The organism is Pseudomonas sp. 9_2_1 (assembly GCF_059295275.1).
In genome coordinates this window covers 2,734,573-2,755,376 of the sequence record NZ_CM181239.1, presented here as the reverse complement: position 1 = coordinate 2,755,376, position 20,804 = coordinate 2,734,573, and the positions used below count along the sequence as shown (strand labels likewise).

Here is a 20,804-nt window from a genome sequence, read left to right as displayed (position 1 = left end):
ATAAAAGCCCTTCCCTCTCAGGGGTTCAGGCCGCTGACCTCAATGATCGAAGTTTCTCCCGTGGCGCGATCGGTGACCTTGATGCTCAAGGCCCCGGAATCGTCGATGACGTCGATCAGAAATGCATCGGTCGCCATGCTGCCGGTGTTGCCGTTACTGATGTTGTCCAGCAACTGCGACAGCATCCGCGACTCCAGCTGGTTACTGAAACGTTCCAGGGCCGTGGTACCGGTAAAGGCCGAAGCACGGTCCTTGAGGTCGGGGTCGTCGTAGTCGTTCTGCGCCTGGGCGTTGTTCAGCAGCCAGGTGCCATTCAACGGGTTGCCGCCAAAGGACGGGTTGACCGGCGTGTACACCAGCTCGGTGGCCTGGGCAGCACAGGCGCTCGCCAGCAGGCAGGCGGCGATGCAACGTGAAATACGGTGGTTCATAGCTCGTCCCTCTCCAAGTCGGTGGTGTCCTGCAGCAGGCGTTGCAGCTTGCGTTGAATGATTTGCTGCTTGACCAGGTCGGCGGCTGCAACGGCCTCGTCTTTGAGCTCGGTGGTGTTCGGGGGCAGGAAGCGGCGGTACATCACTTCACGTTCGAACTCCACGGTGACCAGGCTGCCCCAGCGGGCATCCGGGCGTTCGCGCACCACCAGGTTGAAGTCCAGGCGACTGGTGGCGCGCAGGCGGTCGGCGAAGTAGTAGTAAAAGTCGTGGCCGATGTGCGAGATGGTGTTGTCGACGATAAAGCCCTGCATCTCGTCCTCCACCCCGGCCTTGGCCGACGTGTTCAGCACCAGCAGCAGGCCCAGGCACAGCGCAGCCAGGCGGTTCATGGCGTGTCTCCCGGGCCGCTGTGGGTCTGTACGCCGCCGGCGCTTTCGGTAAACGCCTGCTCGGCGACGAACTGCCAGTCGCTGTAGTGCTCCAGGCCTTCGAAACCGCTCCACTCGGCGCCAAAGCCACTGCGCTTGAACGGGGTGTCGTCCGAGCGGCTGTGCACGCCGGTGATGCGGCCGTCGATCGAGCGCAGCAGGCCCCACTCGTCGCTGTTGCTGATCGGGTCGGGGTACAACCGGCGAATGTGCCGCCTGGCCTGCGGAAAGCGGTTGTCCTGCAGCAGGTCGGCCAGGTCCTGCGGGTATTGGGCCAACCCCGGCGAGGCGCGGTAGTAGCTGCGCAGGGCCTGGGCGTACTGGCTGCCCACCCACAGCAGCTGGCGTTCGCGGTCGCGCTGGGCGGCACTGGCCCAGATCGTGCCGGTGGCGGCCAGGGCGATGGTGCTGACTGCAATCAACAGCAGCACGCCCAGGTAGGTGAAGCCGGCATTGGCCTTACCATTCAGCGAAGAGGCTGCCATCACGCGCCCTCCCTGTAGCACCGCTCTTGATATCGGCCACGCCGCCGGCCACGCCCTCTGGCGGTGGCACCAGCTGCCAGGCATCGCTGCGCTCGGTAATCGGGTCGACCGGGGTGTTGCGCAGGTAACGCAGTTCCACCAGTTGCTCCAGCGAGTCGGGGTAGTGGCCGGTGTCGCCGTAGAAGTGATCCAGCGATTCGCGCAGCACTGCCAGGCTCTGGCGCAAGGTGGCCTCGCGAGAGCTTTCCAGGCTGTTGAAGTAGCGCGGCATGGCGATAGTCAGCAGCGTGGCGATGATCGCCATCACTACCAGCAGTTCGATCAGGGTGAAGCCTTTGCTGCGTTTCATGGCTGTCACCATTGCCCGTAAGGGATGCTGTTGAGGCCTTTGCCACGGGCCTTGGAATACACGTCGAACACATCCTCGCCTTCGCGCGGGCTGTCCGGGCTGCTGTCGTAGGCACGCAAGCCCCAGCCGCCGGCGTCGTCATCCTTGGCCGCCACCAGCGGGTCATGCGGGATACGCCGCAGAAAGTAGAACTTGGCGCCTTTGGCACTGCGTACATCCCGTACCCCGTCGACCAGCACCTGCAGGTTCGGCGGGTAGCCGCTGGCATCCAGACGCTTCTCGATGTAGCCGGCGTCGAAGGCGCGCTTGTAGGCATCGATGGCATCGCGGATCTGGTACAGCGCCTCGCGCAGCTGCTGCTCCTTGCCGCGGCGCACCACGGTTTCGGTCAGCGGCGCTGCCATGCTGGCCAGCAGCCCGAGCAGCGCCAGGGTCAGCACCACCTCGATCAGGCTGAAGCCGTGCATGGCGCGTTGCCGTTTCATGGCCGTGGGCTCGCGGTTACCGGTACTACGGCCATCTGGCTTTCCACTACCGGTGCATCACTGGTTGGCGCGTTGCCAGGGACATCCACCGGTGGCAGCGGCGCCATCTGGCGGACTTGCATGGCCGACTCGGTGCCGGTGGAGAACTCCATGTCCGACGGGCTCTGGTACGGCAGGTTGCGCACGATGCGCGGGGTGATCGCCAGCACCAGCTCGCTCTTGCTCATGTCGTCCTTGTTGCTGCCGAACAGCCGGCCCAGGCCGGGGATGTCGCCGAGGCCGGGGATCTTGTTGCCGCTGGCGTTGTGGTCGTTGCGCACCAGACCGGCCAGCACCTGGGTTTCGCCATCATGCAGGCGCAGGCTGGTCTGGGCGTTGCGGGTGTCGACCTGGACCGGAATGGTGCCCTGGCGGGTGGCTTCCAGCGGGGTGGCGTTGCTCACTTCAAGCGCGATCTTGATCGCCACTTCGTTGTTCAGGTGCACGGTGGGCTGCACCTCAAGCTTCAGGCCGACGTCCAGGTAGGTGACGCTTTCGGTAATCACCGGGCCCTGGGTGGACGGCACCGAGGTGGCGCTGATGATCGGCACACGCTGGCCAATGTGGATGCGCGCCTGCTCGCGGTTGCTGACGCGGATCACCGGGCTGGCCAGGGTATTGATGTCCTTGTCCGAGGCGTTGATCTTGGCCTGCGGCGCCGGCGAGATGCTGATGCGGCTGGAGTCGATACCGCGCAGCTGGTCGAGCACACTCACCGACTTGCCCTCGGAGTTGAGCACGCCGAAGGTGTTGGGCCATTGCAGGCCCAGGTCGAGGATGCGCGAGGTGGCCACTTCCATCACTTCCACTTCCAGCACCACCTCGGGGTTGGACTGGTCCTGCGACTGCAGCAGTTTCTCGGCCATCCGCACGGCATCGGGGGTGTCGCGCATGGTCAGGGTGTTGAGGCGCTCGTCGACGAACACGTCGCGGGTCTTGAGCATGGTCTTGACCATGTTCAGCGCGGTGTTGGCGTCGATGCTGGTCAGGTAGAAGGTGCGCATGACCAGTTCCTGGTAGTCCTTGGACTTCTGCGGCGAGTCGGGATACACCATCAGGGTGTTGTCGTTGACGATCTTCTGGCGCAGCTGGTTCTGCTCCAGCAGCAGCGCCACGGCGTCTTCGATGCGCACGTCACGGACGAAGATGGTGGCCTTCATGTCCGGGCGCATGTCCTTGTCGAAGATGAAGTTGATGCCGGCAACCTGCGACAGCACCTCGAAGATGGTCTTCAGGTTGGCATCGCGAAACTCCAGGGTCACCGGCCGCTCCAGCTTGCTGCGCAGTTGCGGGAACGGCTGCGCGGTGCGCGCCTGGACGTTCTCGATGTCGGTGCGCAGGGCGATGCCCTTCTGGTTTTGCGGGTCCAGGCGCAGCACTTCGCGCATGTAGCGCTCGGCGCCGAACAGGTCGCCCTGGCGCAGCGCTGCCTGGCCCAGGGCCACGCGCTCGTCGAGGGTGCGGATCAGCTCCAGCTGACGGATGCCTTCCTGGGCGCGGCGGTTGTTCGGCTCCAGGGTCAGCACCCGGCCGTAGCCCATGCGGGCGTTGGCGAAGTCGTGGCGGATGCGGTCGCTGTCGGCCTGGGTGATCAGTGCCTCGATGGCGGCCTGGCGGCTGTGGGCCAGGGCGATGTTCAGTTCGGTGTCGCGCGGGTCATCGCGCAGCGCTTCTTCCAGGCGGGCGATGCCGGCCTCGTACTGGCCCTCCTTCATCAACTGGTCGCTGTCCTCGCGTACCGCACTGGAGCCGCAGCCGGCAATGGCCACGCACAGCGCCACAAGCAGGAACGGAGCAGGCTTGCACAGCTTCGATGACTTCATGGTGCGCTCCCGACAGACAAGGTCTGCGACTGGTGCAAAGGCAGGTAGACCAGGCTCAGCTCGCTGGCTGAGACCCGATCGAGGCGGTAGGTGTCTTCGATCACGTCGCCCTGGCGCACGACGTAGAGTTTTTCGCCGCTCTGCAGGAATATCTGCAAGTCGTCGCGTTCACCCATGCGGCCGATGAACTGGAACGGCAGCTCAGGGGCGGTGGGCGCTGCGGCTACGACAGGCGCGGCGACCACGGGTTGTTCGGTGACGGTGGCCAGGGCTTGGGGCTTGGTCCATTTCTGGGTTGGGAACAGATCTCGGGAGGCCTGTTCCGGCCCTTTCGCGGCTGAAGCCGCTCCCACAGGGTCTGTGGCTGTTGCTGATACCGTGGGAGCGGGTTTACCCGCGAAGGCCGCGACGCCATCGTCCTGCCCAAACCAGTGCCCCGGCGCCCAGGCCAACGCTGCACTTACGCCGATGAAACCGGCCCAGATGACTGCACGTTGTGTGTTCATCACGACCTCGACAGGTAGAGGGTCATGCGCAGCCGGGCGTTGAGCTCGCTGTCGCCGATGCGTTTGCGTTGCAGTTCCAGGTCTTCCAGCACCAGCGTTGGCAGCTGCCCCAGCAACCCCTTGAGGAAGCCGCGAATCTGCGGGTAGCTGCCACGCACCGGCAGCACGATCTGGTAGCGCGCCAGCTGGGTCTTGGGGTCGATGCCCAGGGCGTACTCACCACGCGCCAGGCTGATGTGCTCGGCGCTGGCCAGGTGGTACAGGCGCTCGATCAGCTCGCTGGCCTGGGGCTGCCCCGGCAATTGCTGGCGCAGGCTGTCGAGCGCCTGTTGCTCGGGTTTGACGGCGATCTTCAGCTCGCCGCGCTTGACCCGCCCGACCTGCACGCTGGCATCCGCTTCGCTGGCACGCAGCTCCCGCACGCTCTGCCACTGTGGCAGCACACCGGCAGCGGCCACGCCCAGGGCCAGCAGGCCCGCAGCGACTGCCGCCAGGCCGACCGGACCGACGCGGCGCAGGCGCTCCTGGACAATCAGGCTGTTCAGCGATTCAAGGGCGCGCATGGCCAGTCTCCCAGGTAGCGGTAAGGGTGAAGCGCACCGGGTGCTCGGGCTGCGCGGCCAGTACTTCATGGTTGAGCAGCGACACATCGCTAAGCTCGGCACTGGCCTCCAGGCGCTGGTGGTACTGCAGCATCGCCTCCAGGTTGCGAGCCTCTGCGCTGATGCGGACCTGGCCTTTGCGGGCGTCCGGGGTCAGGCCGAGCAAGGCGACATCGTCCTGCGGCAGGCTTTCGAGCATGGCGAACAGTTGCTGCCAGGGCCGTTGCAACTGCTGCGAGACACTGCGCATCTGCGCCAGGCGCTCGGCCTGTTCGCGGCTGGCAGCGGTGCTTTGTGGCGCGACGGTGGCGGGCCGCCGGCCCAGTTGCAGCTCCAGGCTGTGGACGCTGGCTTCCAGGTCGACCTGCTCGGCCTGCAGGCTGTATTGCAGCAGCACCAGCGCAGCCACTGCGGCGCCCGTCAGTGCCAGCAGCGTCCAGGCCAGCGGGCCGCTGCGCCGGGGTTGGAATTCCAGGTCGAGGCGGCGCATGTCAGGCCACCGCCCGCCACATGGCGCACAGCGGGTCGGTTTCGCTGGCCGGCTGGCACAGCTGCACCGCCGCCAGTTGCGGCACGTCGCCCCGGCCCGGGGCATGCAGGTAGACCCGTGGCAGGTGCTCGCCGTACAGCTCGCAGGTGCGCTCGATCAGCGCTTGCAGGGCCTGGTCGCTGTCGGCGCAGCCTTGCGCCAGCACTTGCTGCCAGGCGCCTCCGGCCGCCAGCAGCAGTACACTGCGGCGTGGCTCGGCCAGCACGAACAGGAAATCGCCCTGCTCCAGCTGCGCCGAGCAGCGGTTGTAGGCGGCCATCAGGTACGGCTGTACCGAGCGCAGGTTCAGGCGGCTTTCCCGGGCCAGCGCCTGCAGCCGTTGCAGCAGGGCTTCGGGCAACGCGGTGGCAATGCGCGCAGCACCGGCAGGTTCCGGCGACAGCACGATGCGCCAGTCGTCCAGCGGCTGCCCGTACAGGTTTTCGAAGCAGGCCCGGGCGTAGGCGTCGAGCTCGCGCGGGTGGCCGATGGCATCGCTCCAGGGCACCAGGCAGAAGCGGCTGTAACGCGCCGACAGCAGCACCCGCAGTTGCGCACCGCGTGCGGCATGCTCGGCCAGCAGCGCGGCCAGCGCATCGACGGCAGCTTCCCAGGCCGGTTGCGCGGCGTCGCAGGTGAACGCGCGGCTGCCCAGCCATTGATGGTGGTTGTTGTGCCAGCGACCCAGGCCGACACCTTCAGCGCCGAGCACGGCGCAGAATCGATCAGATGAATGTGACACGGTTGATCTCCTCAAGGGTGGTGCGGCCATCGCGGACCAGGTCCAGGGCCGAGGCCCGCAGCAGGCGCAAACCACGCTGGCAGGCGAGTGTCTTGATCTGCGCCAGCGGGCGGCGCTCGACGATCATCTGCCGCAGGTCGTCGTCCAGGTGCAGCAGTTCGGCGATGGCGCTGCGGCCGCGGTAGCCACTGCCGCGGCACTGGCCGCAGCCCTGCGCCCGCACGAAGCGCCAGCCGGCCACGCCCTCGCGGGTCAGGCCCGAGCCATACAGGGTGTCGTCATCCACCTCGCAAGGTGTGGCGCAGTGCGCGCAGGCCAGGCGAATCAGTCGCTGCGCCAGCACGGCATTGAGTGCGGAAACGAAGCTGTAGGGGTCGACCTGCATCTGGCTGAAGCGGCCGATCACGTCGAACACGTTGTTGGCGTGAATGGTGGTGAACACCAGGTGGCCGGTGAGCGCCGATTGCACGGCGATCTGCGCGGTGTCCGGGTCGCGGATTTCGCCGACCAGGATCTTGTCCGGGTCGTGACGCAGGATCGAGCGCAGGCCGCGGGCGAAGGTCAGGCCCTTCTTCTCGTTGACCGGGATCTGCAGCACACCCGGCAGTTGGTATTCGACCGGGTCTTCGATGGTGATGATCTTGTCCACGCCGTGGTTGATCTCGCTGATCATGGCGTACAGGGTGGTGGTCTTGCCGCTGCCGGTAGGGCCGGTGACCAGAATCATGCCGTAGGGTTCGGCGGCCAGCCGGCGCAGGGCGCGCAGGGTCTCGTCGGCAAAACCCAGGGCCTGCAGCTGCACACCGCTGACCCGGTCGGACAGGTCTTGTTTGTCGAGTACCCGCAGCACGGCGTCTTCGCCAAAGATGCTGGGCATGATCGATACACGAAAGTCGATTTGCCGATCGCCCACGGCCACCTTGAAGCGGCCGTCCTGGGGCACGCGTTTTTCGCCGATGTCCAGCTCGGCCATGACCTTGATACGTGAGATGACCTGGTCGGCGAAGGCGCTGCCGCTGGCCTTGCCGGCGCCGTTGAGCACGCCGTCGATGCGGTATTTGATGGTCAGGCCCTGGCCGGTCATGCCCAGGTGGATGTCGCTGGCGTGCAGCTTCAGGGCGTCGTACAGGGTGGAGTTGACCAGCTTGACCACGCGGCTCTGGTCCTCACTGATGCTGGCCAGCGACAGGCGTTGCAGCGGGTCGCTTTCGCTGCTGGTTTCGGGGTCATGGTCGAGCGCATCGACGGCGTGGAAGCTTTCTTCGTGGCGGGCCAGGAAGGTGGCCAGCTCGGCCGCATGCGCCAGGTACAGCGGTGCGCCTTGCAGCACGTCGTCGATCCAGGCCAGGCGGGCCGGGTCGAAGGGGTCGGCGAACACGCCCAGCAGCTGGCCGTCCTGCTCGATCAGCACGAACTCGCGCTTCAGGCATACGGCCAGGCTGACTCTGTCGAAGCGTGGGTTGCTGTGCAGCAGGGTGTGGCTGTCCAGCACCGGGTAGTGCAGGGTCAGGCCCAGGCGGCGGGTGAAGGTGTCGGGGGTGTCGCAGGCCAGGCGTTCAAGGCAGTTGAGCAGGCGTTCATCACTGGCTTGGAGCCGGGCCTGGGTCAGCAGGTCGCGGGGGTATGCCTGAAACTGTTTTGCCTGTGCCGGCCCTATCGCCGGCAAGCCAGCTCCCACAAAATCCCCATTGACTTCAGGAGTGCACGAACCCTGTGGGAGCGGGTTTATCCGCGAAGAGGCCAGCGCAGGCTGTAGAACTTTCGGGGATGCATCGAATGCTTCTGACATGGCCTGCGACTCCGCTCAGGGGGCGCGTCGCAGGCTGGCTCAGCCAAGGGTGCGGGCGCCGCTATTCCCCTGTGAGCAGTTGATCGTCGTCGGGCCCTGGCGGCTTGGCGCCATTACGGCGGCGGTCGGCCAAAACCCAGCTTCCATCGTACAACTGCAAGGGGAACGATTCGTTCCTGGTCTGGCGTCGTTCGACGAACCCGTCTGCCGGGTTGTCCGTGGCCCTGCGCCGGCGCTCGATGCCCATCAGGTCGAAGATCGGACGTGCCAGTTCCATCAACGGGAACGGCTTGAACAGGACATGACTTACACCCAGTTCGGCGGCCCGCTCACGCACCTCGGCGGTGGGGTGTGCGGTGATCAGCACGAAGTGGCATTGCCTGTTCTTGCGTACGGCCTCCAGAACCTGAAAACCCTCCATATCGGGCAAGCGGTAATCCAGCACAACTACTTGCGGTGCCAGGCGTTCAGCCTGTTCGATACCACTGGCACCGTCATGGGCAACATGAACTTCCAGGCCTTGCGCCTGCAGGTACGCTTGCAGGTTCTGCGCAAGGGTCTGTTCGTCATCGACTACCAATACTCTGTTCACCAAGGTCGACTCCCTAGAACTGCCCGGTTACCCGGTCTGCGAAGTGCGCCCTTGTACAAGCTTGAGCAGGCTTCGTGCCAGGCGTGAATAGTCATGTTGCACCGTTGTAACGCGTTGATTTGCAAAGAGTAGCCGCGACCACCCAGACGGCGGCAGGCAACAGTACCCACCCGGTTCCCCACAAGCGGGGCAACTGATGGCACTTTGCCAAACCTTTATTCCCCAGCATTGGGGACTCGCCAGCAGGGCCTTCAGTCGGCGATTTCCACTGTAGCCGACTGGCGCAAACGTTGGCGCACGGATTGGCGAGCTTGCCCCTGTCTTTGAGCGATGAGCGTAGCCCTGGCCAACTCCAGGCCCTGTTCGCGTATGACCAAGGGGTTATCACTTTGGTTCTGCGCTCCTTGCAGTCTTTCTCGATTGGCATCATAGAATGCCTCCACTTCGGCCGGGCTCGGCGCGTCGACTGCGCTGAGCTGGGCATACACCTGCTGGGCCGCCATCTCGTGCCGGGTGTAGTCAGTGTACTGTGCCCTGTCGAAGCCTGCCTCTGCCAGCCGCTGTGCAAAGATTGCCGGGCTGCCGAACGCGGTTTCAACCTCACCAACATGCGCCGACACCTGCTCGTCGCTGATGGCGATGCCCTGGCGTTGCGCCTCCTGCCACAGCAGCTCTTTGTCGATCAGCTCATCCAGGGCCTGTTCGCGCAGGCGTTTGTACAGGTTCGGGTTACGGATGCTGGTTAGCGCACGGCCCTGGGCGACCAGGTACTCGCTGAAATAGCGCTCCAGGCGCGTCAGCCCGATTTCCACGCCATTGACCCGCGCCGCCGGCACATCAGCCCAGCTCGCCTTGGCCAGCACCAGCAACAGGCACAACAACAGAATACGCATGGCAACCTCCGCTCAAGGGCTGTCCGGCACCGGCCGGTACGGGCTGACCGAGGTGAAACGCGGCCCGGGCAGGGCCACCGCCACCACATGGGCACCGGCCATGCCCTGGCGGCGCCCGGGGCCGAACCCCAGGGCCGGAGTCAGGCCGGTGGAAACATCGTGCAGGCCCTCCAGCGCGGCAATCAGCTGCTCGCGGCTGGCATCCCGGCCAATCTGCTTCAGCGCTTCGCTCAACAGGCGCAGGGCGCACAGCGTGTTCACCTGCAGCGATGCCTGGCGCGGGTCGAGGCCCTGGCGCTGCTGCAACCCGGCGAGGCTTGCCAGGCCCTGCTCGGTCCAGTCTTCGGGCACGTACGGATAGGCCAGGAACACCCGTTGCGACCACTGCTCGGGCAAGCGCGCCACGCCACCCGCCACTTGGCTTGAAGCGGCAAACAGGTATGGCTGGCGGCCTGCCGCCTGCAACGCTGCGGCCAGTTCGGCAAAGGCCTGGGCGCGGCCAAGGAAGAGGATGCCCTGCCCGTCCACAGCCTGACCATCGAAGGCCTGTACGGCAGGTGGCGCCCAGCCCTGTTGCAGCAGGCTGTCGCGCACCTGCTCGGCCACCCCCGCCTGCTCGTTGCCGGCGTACACCACGCGCAGGTCGCCGGGCGCCAGGCCCAGCGCTTCACGGGCATGGCCTGCCAGGCTAAGCAGTTGCACGGGCAAGCCGGGCAGCGGGTCGAAGATCTGGGCGCTGCCACCGCTGCGCGGGGTACTGCCGATCAACGGCACATTCTGCGGCGCCAGCAGGGTTGCCAAGCGCTGGTCGAGCATGGGCACCAACGGCGAGACCAGGGCAAACACCCGCTGCTGTTCCAGCAACTTCTGCAACGCCCGCTCGGCGCTGTCCGGCTGGTAGCCCGGGTCGAGCACCACCAGTTCCAGGCGCCGCCCATGGATACCGCCTTGCTGGTTGAGTTGTGCCAGGCCGTCTTCCAGCACGGCCCGTACGACCTGCCCGGCTTCGGCCAGCGGGCCGGTCGCGGGCAGCAATGTGCCGATGCGCAGCACGCCCTCGTCCACGCCAGGGTCGCGCTCCTGAGCCAGGCGTTTGAGGTAGGCGGTGAGGTTGCGCTGGTCGGCCAGGGTCAGTTCGAAGCGGGGCATGGCCGGGTCCAGGCGGTTGCCGGCCGGGTCCACACCCTGCTGAATGGCCCGGGCCAGGCTGCTGTCGCTGTAGGCTGGGTAGCTGCGGCCATTGGCTTCGCGCACGCCCTGGCCGAGTGCCAAGCGTTGCCAGTCGAGGTTTGGCGGGCGCACGCCGCTTTCGGCGCGGCCACGGCCGTCGTTGCCGTGGCAGCTGGCGCAGGGCAGCACACTGGCGGGTACAGTCATGTCGCTGGCACCGACCCGGGCCTGCAGTTGCGCATCGCTGCTGGAGATGCCCTCGCGGTAGAGGCGTTTGCCGGCTTGTTCCTGGTCGGTGAGGTCAAGGGCCAGGGCCGAAGTGCCAAGTGACAGGCTGGCAAGCAGAACCAGCATTGGGCTGATGGCTCTTTTATCCTGCGCTGGCCTCATCGCCGGCAAGCCAGCTCCCACAGAAAAAGCACTACCAACCCTGTGGGAGCTGGCTTGCCGGCGACGAGGCCGGCAGCACCAGCACAAGACCGCCCAGGTCTTCATGCTGCTCACCGACCAGCCAAGGGTTGGGTCAGCAGTTGCATGCGCTGGGCAATCGCCGCGGGTGGTGCATCCGGGCGGATCTTGCTCCAGCGCTTGCCAGCCACGTCACCGGCAATCAGCTGTGTCGAATGCTGCTCGGGGCTGGGCAGGAACTGGCCGATGCGTCCCAGCACCAGGTCGACATTGGCCTTGTCGCCCGTGAGGAACAACCAGTTGGCGCTGTCCACGCCCTGCTTTTCAGCAAAGGCCTTGAGCGCTTGCGGGGTGTCGTTGAGCGGGTCGCTGCTGATCGACACGAAGGTCACCTGGCTGGCCAGCTGCGGCCCCATGGCCTCGCGCACTTCGCGTAGCTTGCGGGTAATCAGCGGGCAGGCGTCGGTGCAGTGGGTGAAGATCACGTTGAGCATCACCACCTTGTCCTTCAGCACATCACTGTAGAAGCGCAGCTCGCGGCCGTTCTGGTCCTTGAGCACGGTGTCGGTGAACCAGGTCTGGGCGTCGCGGGTACCTCCACCACTGGTCATCGCCTGCGGTGCCGGCTGCGGCTCGGGGGCCTGCGGGGCATGGCCTTCGTGGGCGAACGCGACCGACGCCAGTATCCACAGGCAGCCGCCCAGTACCAGCCAGTCAAAACTGCGCATGCCGGCGCGGCAGGAACTTGACTGGCTCATGGTTGCACCTCGTGATGGTCGGCAATGGCTGTGCTTTTGGCATGTACCCGGCGGGCGCTGAGGCGGTTGATTTCTTCGATCAACACCGTCGGGTCGGTGAAGCCGTAGTAACGCGTCCAATGCCCGCTGCGCCCGTCACCGACCAGGATCAGCGGCGGGTGCTGGCTGAGGTCGGCGCTGAAGCTGCCCAGGCCCTTGAGGGTTTCGGTGATGGCGTAGGGGGTGCCGGTCAGCCAACTCCAGCCCGGCCCCTTCTGGAAGGCCTTGGCGTAGTCTTGCAGGCGCTTGGCGTCATCGCGCTGCGGGTCGACGCTGATCGATACCATGTGGATCTCTTCACCTACCCGGCCACCCAGCTGCTGCTGGACCTTGCCCATGATCGACGACACCACCGGGCACACCGTGGTGCAGCTGGTGTAGATGAAGCCCATGACCACCAGGTGATCACCGACCAGGTCCTTTTCCAGGCGTATCGGCATGCCGTCCTGGTTCAGCAGCGACACGTCGGCAAAGCGCACGCTGGTCTTTTCCTGATGCGCCGCCGGCGGCTGCGCGGTGTGGCCATCATGGTCGTGGCCGGCGTGGGCCAGCGCCAGGTTGCTGGCAAGCGCCAGGCTCAGGGCCAACAGTTTGAAAGAATGCTGGGTGTTCATCGCACACTCCTCACGTCAGTCTGGGAAGCGTTGATCGCGGCGGCCGGCAGTATGCGCAGGCTGGTGTAGTTGTCTTCGGCAAACTTGCGCCCCAGCGACGGCGACTGCACGTGCAGGTACCAGGCGCCGGCTTCGGGCAGGGTCAGCGCCGCCTGGTAGATGCCCTCGCCCACTTCCTGCAGCTGCAGGTTGCGTGGCATCGAGGTGGGCGCCAGGAAGTAGCGCAGGCTCAGGTCGTTCAGCCCCAGGCGTGGCTGGCCGTCGTCGCCGACGATGCGCACCCTGGCGGTAAAGTTGCTGTGCTGCGGCAACGGCCGGTCAAGGCCGATGAACTCGGCATGCGCGCCCTTGCGCTTGCCGGCGTTGGGCGCAGCCGCCACATAAGTGCTGAAGCAGTGGATGATCTGCGGCTGGTTGAGCAGGAAGGCCACGTCGAACTTGCCGGCCGCCGGCATCTTCACCGTCGAGCCATACACACCCGGCGCCACCTCGCGCAGGCTGCGGTCGACGACGATGGCGGCGCGGGCCTGGTGGCCGCGGTTGTTGTAGCCGGACATCGGGGCGTTCATGCCCTCGGCGTAAAAGTAGGTGGTGTTGTCTACCGGGTTCACCACGAACACCGAATTGTCGTCACGCGATACCGACAGCCCTTGCGCCAGCGGCAGGTCGCCAGCCTGGCGCGGCGCTGCCGGGCCGGCCTCGAAGCCCTGCACGATGGGCGAGCGCCCTTCACCCAGGCTGGACAGGTTGATCATGCTCACCTTCGGCGAGGCCAGGCCGCGCACGTAGGCATAGCCCTTGGTGAAGGTCAGCTGGTACGGTTCGGCCGCTACCGGGATATGGTGGATCAGCTTGTCGGTACTGGCATCGATCACCAGGGCCTGGTTCTCCAGGGTATTGAGCACGATGCCGTAGCGGCCATCGCTGCTGAAGCGCATCGGGCCCAGGCCCTGCTCGGCCTTGACCGTGTGGCGCAGCTGGTGGCTGCGGGCGTCGAACACCCGCACGCTGCCTTCCTCCCCGTCGACCACGTACACGGCCTGGGACAAGGCCGAGTAGCTGACCGACAGCGGGTGCGGGCCGACCTTGATGGTCTTCGCCAGGCGCATTTCCGGGATGTCGATGATGCTCAGGGTGCCACTGTCGCGGTTGCTGACATAGGCGTAGCGCGAGTCGCTGCTGAAGGCGATTTCGTGGTGCCCGGTGCCGGTGTTGAAGCTTTTCAGGGTGGTACGCCCCGGCACATCGATTACCGTTACCCCGCCCTTGGCCGGGTCGCTGCTGTTGTTGCCCACCCACAGCCGGTGCTGGTCCGGCTGCAAGGCCACGCGCAATGGCTGGTCACCGGCGTCCAGGTCGGCGACCCGGGTGAAGGTTTCGGTGTCGATCACCGACACTTTGCCGCGCTCGGGGATGGACACGAACACCTGCTTGTCATCGCTGGTGGCCACCCAGTCCATGGGTGACCCGGACAGTTCGATGCGTGCCATGGTGCTGGTCACGCCCCCCACCGATACCGTCGGGTCGATCACCGTCAGGCTGGCATCCTTGTTCAGCATCAACAGGAAGTAGCTGTTCAGGTCGAGCAGCGGCCGGGCGCCGATGCTGCTTTTCAGAAACAGCGCCACACGGGCTTTGCAGCTCTGGTCGCGTTCGCCCAGCGGGGCTGATTGCGCCGGGTCGATCCACGCCCCGGGGGCCATCCCCGACAGCGGTTGGCCGCTGGTCTGGTCGCTGACCTTGAAGCGGATGCTGGCGAAGCTGCCCTCCTGCAGCTCGCCGCCAGCCAGTGGCCGGGCCTCGAACTCCACGGTCACGCCGTCCCGGCTGAGCCGGTGCAGGGCTTGCGGGTCGGCAGGTTCCTGCAACAGCTCACGTGGGTCGCACCAGAGCTTTTCATACGCCACGCCCAGGCCGATCAACGCTACCCCCAATACTACCCCCAAGTAAGCGGGGCGAGTCTTCTTGTTCATGCTCGCGCTCCCTTCCGTCACTGCGCCTGGGCCGTTGCCGGCGGCGCTTCATTGGTCACCCGCAAGATCCCCCACAGCCCCGAGAGGTTGCCGTAGGCGGCGTAGTCGCGGAACAGGTAATCGCCTGGCACCGCGTTGGCCCCGCCAGCGCTCGGCAGCATGAAGCTGAAGTGCGCCGCCGGCAGTACGCTTTCCTGCGCGCCGATGTACATGGCCATCGGGTTGTAGCCGAAGCGCACCGAGCCGATGCCGGGCAGGTTGGTCGGGTAGCCGTCGGTATCGTTCTTCTCCGCCTGGTAGTTGTGCAGTGGCCACAGGTGCCCGTCCAGCTGGTAGGTGATACCGCGGCTGCCACCGCTGGGCATCAGCACATGGCTGCGTACCGGCTGGCCAGGCTTGGCGTACAGCACCGGGGTTTGCGGGTCGCCGCCAACCAGGGCATTGCTGTAGGCCATGTGGGCGTTGGGTACGTCTGCCAGGCCGAAGCCATCGGCATGGCCGAACGGGGCATCTGGCGCCAGGCCGAAGCGCAGCCACAGCGGCTCGGTCTTGTAGTTCATGGCCATGTTGCCGTTGTCCTTCGGATCCCCCGGCACGCCGTTGCCTTCGGTGGCGATGCCCTCGACCGGCCGGCCATCGGCCCAGCGCATGTTCATCGAGCGCTGCCACACCGTGACCAGGTCGCGGTAGTCGGGCTGGCCAGTGACCTTGACCGTGGCCTGCGCGCGGCTGGCGGCGTCCTCGGTCCAGGTCGCGGTCTGCGGCAAGATGCTCATGCCCCCTACCAGGCCCTTTTGTGGCTGCTTGATGAAGTCCGACGGGGTCAGGTTCAGGCCGCCGAACTCGATCGCCGTGGTGTTGATGATGTCCACCGTGCGGCCCAGTTGCAGGGTTGGTTTGCCTTCACGCTCCAGGTGACCGGCGTAATACTGGTACACCCGGCTTGGGTAGGCGCCACTGTTGCCCGCCCGTGGTGGCACGGTCTGCACCGGGTTGGCGCCGACGTTGGCACCGTCCGACTTGGTGATGTCGTAGGCCAGCAACTGCGCATGCAGGCCGACGTGGCTGGACGGCCGCATCAGGTTGTTGTTGAAGGCTGTGGAGCCTTCGCTGTCGAAGCGGTCACGCTTGACCACGTTCTGCATCACCGCGGTGCTGGGCAGGTCTGGCATCACCTGTGGCAGGCGGTTTTCCAGGGTAATGCTGATGCAGTCACCGGCGTTGGCGCGCAGCACCAGCGGCTCTACCGGTACCCCCGCCTTGAGCTTGCCGCTGACCGGGTCCAGGTCGGCCTTGCGCACATACAGCACGGCGGTCGGGTCGTGCAGCGGCGCGCTGTGGCCGCCTACGGTGAAGGTGGTGCCGTCTTCCTCGTCGACCACCGTCACCTGCGGGATGCTGGTCTTGCGGCTGTTGAACACCAGGGTGCCGCCATTGGCCTTGAGCGGGCCGCCGACGTGCTGGCCGACACCGGCCGCGTCGTTGATGCTGACAGCGTTGCGGTTCTCGAGGATGTCGTTGGCCAGCGCGGCGACGATCTCGTAGCTGCGCTTGACCGTGGTCCGCGAGCCGATGCCGTTGGGGTTGGCCGTGGTTTTCGGGCAGATGCCGTCAAAGTTCACGGTGTTGCGCATGGCCACCGGTTGCGGGTTGTTCGGCAGCGGGAACAGATCCGGGCGCTGCGCTGTGTAGTTGCGCATCACCCCCCAGATACCGTTCCAGTAGCCTTCCAGGGCGGCGTCCATCGCGTACAGGTAATCGCCGTTGGTGGCCGCAGAACTGGAGATCATCGACACCGGCGCCATGAAGCCCATCTGCTCGGAAATCCCGATCATCTGCGAGGCTTTCCAGCCCGAGTTCGAGCTGTTGCCGAAGCCCGAGCCGTTCTGCAGCCACTTCACACCGTGCAGGGTGACGTTGTGCTCCTCTTCATGGCCACCGGCGTGCAGCCGCAGGCGCACGTTATCGCCGGAGTAGGTACGCAGCATGGGCGTGAACGGGTCGCCCGGCTCGCTGCCGGCCTTGTTGATGTGCGGTGGGAACAGCGTGGTCCCGCCGGTAGGGCCGACCGCCGAGGTGATCGCCGAGGGGGCCAGGTTCATGGCCGGGATCGCCCGGTCGGTACGGCTCTGCAAGGCGTAGCTGAGGTCGCCGGCCAGGCCGTCTGCCTGCATGCCGCGCTTGCCGTCGGGGCCGACCTTGTTAGGGTCGAACACCCGCAGGGCCAGCGGCTCGTTGCGGTAGTTGACGACGAACATGCCTGGGTCATCCACCGAGATGGCCTGCGGGCACGGCCGGCTTGGGCAGCCTGGGCTCAGACCGCCGCGCGACTCGACCACCGATTCCAGCAGGTTGGACGCCTTCTGCCGCACGGGCGGGTTGATGGCGTAGCGGAAGCTGTCGGCGGTAGGCGGGTACGCCTGGCCGTTGGGCACGCCATCGGGGCCGGCACCCACGTACACGCCAGCCTCGTAGGCATGCTGGAAGTCGCTGTATTCGAGGAAGAACTCGCGGTAGCTGTCGTTCTTGCCATCGCCATCATGGTCGCCGGTCTGTACCACCGCCTGCCACGAGGTCGGCCCGCCATCCTGGCGCGTGGCCGGGTTGTAGAGCTTCTCGCCGGTTTCGGCGTGGAACCAGGTGGAACCGGCCGGCTCGGCCAGCACGGTGGCGTACAGGCCAAGCTGCTGGTGGGTCGATGGGCCGAGGTGGTCGTGGGTGAAGATGGTGCCCAGGCCCCGGTCGACGTTGTGCACGTTGATCAGGGGGTCGGCGAACCAGCGCTGCATGGCCGTGCGCGCACCCAGCCAGTCGGCCCGGCCGAAGCGGCCGAAGTACGGGTGCTGTTTGGCTTTCGGGCAGGCGGCGGTGCCATCGCGGCTGTCGCCTTCGGTGCAGCTGTTGTAGGCACGGATGGCTTGCACCCGCTCGACCACGCTGCCGGGCGAGAGGATGCCGTCTTCGTAGTTCCAGCCGTTGGCCGAACCGTCGGCAGCCGTCAGGTCCCACTTGGGCAGGTGGATATGCTGGCCGATCACGTCGGTTGGCGTACGCACCTGATAGTCGTCCATTTCATAGACCGACGGGATCAGGTTGGTGTGGGTGTACATGGTGCAGTCGAAGGTGTTCATGCGCATCACCAGCGGCTCTGGTGGGCGCTGTTTGGTGATGATCGGCCAGGCGTCTTCCCACAGCGCCAGGATGCGCGCCTGCGGGAAGTGGTAGCCGACCTTGTTGTACACCGCGTCGAACTGGATGTTGGCGCCTTTGTAGATGCGTGGGCGGTCGGCGGTGAAGGTGGACGCGCCACGGAAGCTCATGCCCGTCAGGCTTTCACCACTGGCGAATTCGCCGGTGCCCGAGGACTGGGTCAGGCGCTTGCCACGGTCGTCCATGCACGGCTCATAGAAAGGCGCACCGGCCGTTGGCAGCGCACCGTTGGTACGGAACGCCTTGGCCACCGGCTGGCTGCCGGGTATCAATGCATAGCTGGCGTGCTCGGTCTTGGCGTGGAACTGCATGGCAGCCTGCTCTACGTCAGTACCTTCTTCAGGCATGTAGATCGGCTTGGCTTTGTACACCACCTTGGAGAAGTCCAGCTTGGTGGTAGTGGTCTGGGCTTCGCCGCCTGCCGATACGCCGTCCAGCGCATGCCGGCCCAGCCCGCCGTCCCAGCCATCGACCTGGTTCGGGTCGAGGTTGGCCCACAGCGCCTTGCCGGTGTTTTTCAACTGTTCTGCCAGCGCCGGGTCGAGCATGTCCAGCGGCGGGGTTGGCGGACGGTTGCCGACGCTGCTTTCCATGCCACCGATCCAGAACGGATAGCCAGGGTTTTTCAGGCTGCCATCGGCATTGCGGTTGGCGTCGCTGCGGTCGACCAGGGCCAGCGAGCCGATGGCTTTGCGCACGGGCGCTTCGCTGGCGTGGTCGTCATCACCTTCGTGTTCGCCTTCGTCATCATCGTCGTCGCCATGAGCCGCGACCAGTTCCTCGGAGAGCTTGGGCACCACCACCACCTTGCCAGGCATCGGCGCCATGGCCTTGCCGGGCAGCGGCACAATAGCGGGGATTGGCGTACCGGCGACGATTTCGCCGTCCGGCAGCGCCCTTGCCCCCACCGCTGGCTTGCCACTGCGCAGTGCAAACGGCGCGGTGTGGAAGCCGTTCTGGCCCTGCCCGCTTACCTCCAGGCGAGTCCCTTCCTCGAACACATCGTGTACCCGCCACATGGCCCACATGCCCTGGGCGAAATGCGGGTAGAAATGGCAGTGGTAGATGGCATCACCCGCCACGCGGTTGCGGTTACCCGAGCCGCCGTTGGCGATTTCATAGGTGTAGCCGATGCCCGGCCCGATGCCTTGGGCATCGATGTAGTCGGAATTGTCATCGTTGGGGTTGAACAGCCACTGGTGCCCATGCAAATGGAAGATGTGCTGCTCGTGGCCGTTGTGGGTATTGCGGAACTTGGTGAAGTCACCAATGTAGCTGTGATGGACGTTGGCGGGCTCGGCCGGGTACAGCGCCATGCCAGCCTTGACCCCGACGGCGCTGGCCGGTGGTATTTCGCCAGGGCGAATATTTTCCAGGCCGACGTTGGCCGGTACGTCGACCAGCGTGCCGATGTCGCCCACGGTATGCGCACTGAGGAAGAACTCTTCGTAGGCGCACGACAGACAATCATGCATCGGCCCTACACCGAGGCGGTTGGCCACCACCTCGGCGCCCATGCCGCCAGAGCCGTAGTTGATCATGAACGAGTCGCGCGTAGGCTCCAGCACATGGCCCATCACCGGGTCAGCCCAGTAGCCTGGGAATGCCTGTGTGGCAGCCACTTCATCCGCGAACTGAGAGGCAAAATCACGGAAGGCTTCCAAGCGGTTAGGCAGTGCCGGGTTGCGCTTGTTGATGCTTTCCAGCGGGTAGGTAGAGCGCGGGAAGCTGCCATCGGGGTTGGGGCCCATGACGATGGCATCGGTCTCGCTGTTGAGGATTTCATTGCCATCGACCATGGCAATGATCGGCTTGCCGGCCTTGCCTTCGCTGACCCAGGGTTCGGCCTGCGGGTAACGCGCCTGGTAGTCGATCACGGGTTGGCCGGTGGCCGTGCGCCCGGTGGTGGCCAGGCGCATTTCTTCCTCGGTCAGCGTGTTGCGGTAGGTGCGGCCGCCTTTTGGCACAACCACCACCTGGCCGAACAGGCCATTGGCAACGTTACCGGCACCACCCTGCCCACCAAAGGTAGCGCCCTGGCTGGTTGCAGCGAAGGCGCCTTCACGTTCGGCGTAGAGGGTATAGCTGCGGGTGTTGCCCGGAGATACCAGGAAGTTGCCGTTGCGGCCGGTGTTGGCAGCGATGTCAGCGATGCTGTTGACGGCTTGCATGCCGTTGACCTGGAAGCCGACATGGCGGTCGGTCACTTGTTCGTCAGCCACGAAGTGCTCACCGCCTTGGTTGTCGACTTCGTTTTCCGGCCCTTCCTCCTCTTCCCCCTCGCCCTCGGTTTCTTCGGGGTCGATACCATGCTTGTTGGGGTTGGCCTGATAGGCCAGCAGGTTGGTCAGATTGACGGTGAGGCAGTCACCGGCCGCCACCCGCAGCACGATCGGCCGTGGGCGCTTGTCCGGGCGCAGGGTCACCTTCCCCGGCACCGCCGCGCCACCCTTGCCCAAGGGGACGTTCTTGTCGTCCACCACATCTTCGCGCAGGGCGAACATCATGCCATTGGCGTTTTGCGCACCAAGGCGGTTGAACATCAGCGGCTGGTCCAGCGCCACCACATTGGCGACCAAGGTGCGCTGGCACTGCACAGCCGCCTCGCTGGTCGTTTCCCAGCCAAGCAAGGCCAGTACAAGTGATGACAGGACGGGGCCTTTGAGCGGCGTCGACATGCTGCACCTCCGGAACACAGGAACTCTGCGAGGAGCTGGAGCAAGCTGTGTGCCAGGTGCTAATTGCCAGGGTTTTCAGAGGGTTGCGTAGGCAATCGAAACGGATTGGGGAGGATGCCCCAGCGGTTTTCCCCGAATTGGGGGTGGCTTGTGGGTGTTTGGCAGAAGATGCTTTCACCTGCCGATGGAATGAACAGCAGGATCATTGATGAGCCCAAATGCGGTGCATCATGGGCAGATGACCAAGGCTCACAGAGC

General features: G+C 65.6%; 18 protein-coding genes. All 18 read right to left on the bottom strand.

From position 1 onward, the window contains the following. Nucleotides 1–17: 17 nt before the first annotated feature. Nucleotides 18–431, bottom strand: a complete 414-nt coding sequence (locus AC5O5I_RS12375; RefSeq protein WP_172223717.1) for a curli assembly protein CsgF — start codon at nt 429–431, stop codon at nt 18–20. After that, entirely contained in the window at nt 428–823 is a 396-nt protein-coding gene (gene csgE / locus AC5O5I_RS12370; RefSeq protein WP_172223713.1) for a curli production assembly/transport protein CsgE, read from the bottom strand. The genes AC5O5I_RS12375 and csgE overlap by 4 nt, the downstream gene beginning before the upstream one ends. Next, on the bottom strand, nt 820–1,347 hold the full coding sequence (locus AC5O5I_RS12365; RefSeq protein ID WP_172223696.1) for a type II secretion system protein: 528 nt from the start codon (nt 1,345–1,347) through the stop codon (nt 820–822). The genes csgE and AC5O5I_RS12365 overlap by 4 nt, the downstream gene beginning before the upstream one ends. Next, nucleotides 1,322–1,696: a type II secretion system protein gene (locus tag AC5O5I_RS12360; RefSeq protein ID WP_172223693.1), complete on the bottom strand. Its 375-nt coding sequence runs from the start codon at nt 1,694–1,696 to the stop codon at nt 1,322–1,324. Before AC5O5I_RS12360 ends, AC5O5I_RS12365 begins: the two co-directional genes overlap by 26 nt. Before the next feature lie 5 nt (nt 1,697–1,701). Continuing rightward, nucleotides 1,702–2,181 (bottom strand): type II secretion system protein, encoded by a 480-nt coding sequence (locus tag AC5O5I_RS12355; protein WP_172223690.1) that lies wholly within the window; start codon nt 2,179–2,181, stop codon nt 1,702–1,704. Next, a complete protein-coding gene (locus AC5O5I_RS12350) occupies nt 2,178–4,043 on the bottom strand; it encodes a secretin GspD/PilQ domain-containing protein (RefSeq protein ID WP_172223686.1) in 1,866 nt (621 codons plus the stop codon). The genes AC5O5I_RS12355 and AC5O5I_RS12350 overlap by 4 nt, the downstream gene beginning before the upstream one ends. Beyond that, nucleotides 4,040–4,549 (bottom strand): hypothetical protein, encoded by a 510-nt coding sequence (locus AC5O5I_RS12345; RefSeq protein WP_172223683.1) that lies wholly within the window; start codon nt 4,547–4,549, stop codon nt 4,040–4,042. The genes AC5O5I_RS12350 and AC5O5I_RS12345 overlap by 4 nt, the downstream gene beginning before the upstream one ends. Next, entirely contained in the window at nt 4,549–5,112 is a 564-nt protein-coding gene (locus AC5O5I_RS12340; protein WP_172286594.1) for a GspMb/PilO family protein, read from the bottom strand. The genes AC5O5I_RS12345 and AC5O5I_RS12340 overlap by 1 nt, the downstream gene beginning before the upstream one ends. Next, nucleotides 5,099–5,641 (bottom strand): PilN domain-containing protein, encoded by a 543-nt coding sequence (locus AC5O5I_RS12335; protein WP_172223676.1) that lies wholly within the window; start codon nt 5,639–5,641, stop codon nt 5,099–5,101. The genes AC5O5I_RS12340 and AC5O5I_RS12335 overlap by 14 nt, the downstream gene beginning before the upstream one ends. Before the next feature lies 1 nt (nt 5,642). Next, nucleotides 5,643–6,422, bottom strand: coding sequence for a hypothetical protein (locus AC5O5I_RS12330; protein ID WP_172223672.1), 780 nt, complete (start codon nt 6,420–6,422; stop codon nt 5,643–5,645). Continuing rightward, nucleotides 6,406–8,211, bottom strand: a complete 1,806-nt coding sequence (locus tag AC5O5I_RS12325) for a GspE/PulE family protein (protein ID WP_494512648.1) — start codon at nt 8,209–8,211, stop codon at nt 6,406–6,408. Before AC5O5I_RS12325 ends, AC5O5I_RS12330 begins: the two co-directional genes overlap by 17 nt. Nucleotides 8,212–8,272: 61 nt before the next feature. Beyond that, nucleotides 8,273–8,806, bottom strand: coding sequence for a response regulator (locus tag AC5O5I_RS12320; RefSeq protein WP_172223668.1), 534 nt, complete (start codon nt 8,804–8,806; stop codon nt 8,273–8,275). A gap of 248 nt (nt 8,807–9,054) precedes the next feature. Next, complete coding sequence (locus tag AC5O5I_RS12315) at nt 9,055–9,696, bottom strand: SurA N-terminal domain-containing protein (protein ID WP_494512647.1); 642 nt, start codon at nt 9,694–9,696, stop codon at nt 9,055–9,057. Between the two features lie 12 nt (nt 9,697–9,708). Next, the gene (locus AC5O5I_RS12310; protein WP_256676466.1) at nt 9,709–11,220 is read right to left on the bottom strand and encodes an ABC transporter substrate-binding protein; all 1,512 of its coding nucleotides are present in this window, start codon (nt 11,218–11,220) and stop codon (nt 9,709–9,711) included. A 146-nt stretch (nt 11,221–11,366) separates the two neighbouring features. Further along, a complete protein-coding gene (locus tag AC5O5I_RS12305) occupies nt 11,367–12,032 on the bottom strand; it encodes an SCO family protein (RefSeq protein ID WP_172288695.1) in 666 nt (221 codons plus the stop codon). Next, nucleotides 12,029–12,685 carry an SCO family protein gene (locus tag AC5O5I_RS12300; RefSeq protein ID WP_172223656.1) on the bottom strand — a complete coding sequence of 219 codons (657 nt, stop codon included), beginning with the start codon at nt 12,683–12,685 and terminating at the stop codon, nt 12,029–12,031. Before AC5O5I_RS12300 ends, AC5O5I_RS12305 begins: the two co-directional genes overlap by 4 nt. Continuing rightward, nucleotides 12,682–14,658 carry a cytochrome D1 domain-containing protein gene (locus AC5O5I_RS12295; RefSeq protein ID WP_494512646.1) on the bottom strand — a complete coding sequence of 659 codons (1,977 nt, stop codon included), beginning with the start codon at nt 14,656–14,658 and terminating at the stop codon, nt 12,682–12,684. Before AC5O5I_RS12295 ends, AC5O5I_RS12300 begins: the two co-directional genes overlap by 4 nt. Nucleotides 14,659–14,675: 17 nt before the next feature. Next, nucleotides 14,676–20,546, bottom strand: coding sequence for a manganese-oxidizing multicopper oxidase MnxG (mnxG, locus tag AC5O5I_RS12290; RefSeq protein WP_494512645.1), 5,871 nt, complete (start codon nt 20,544–20,546; stop codon nt 14,676–14,678). Nucleotides 20,547–20,804 lie beyond the last annotated feature (258 nt).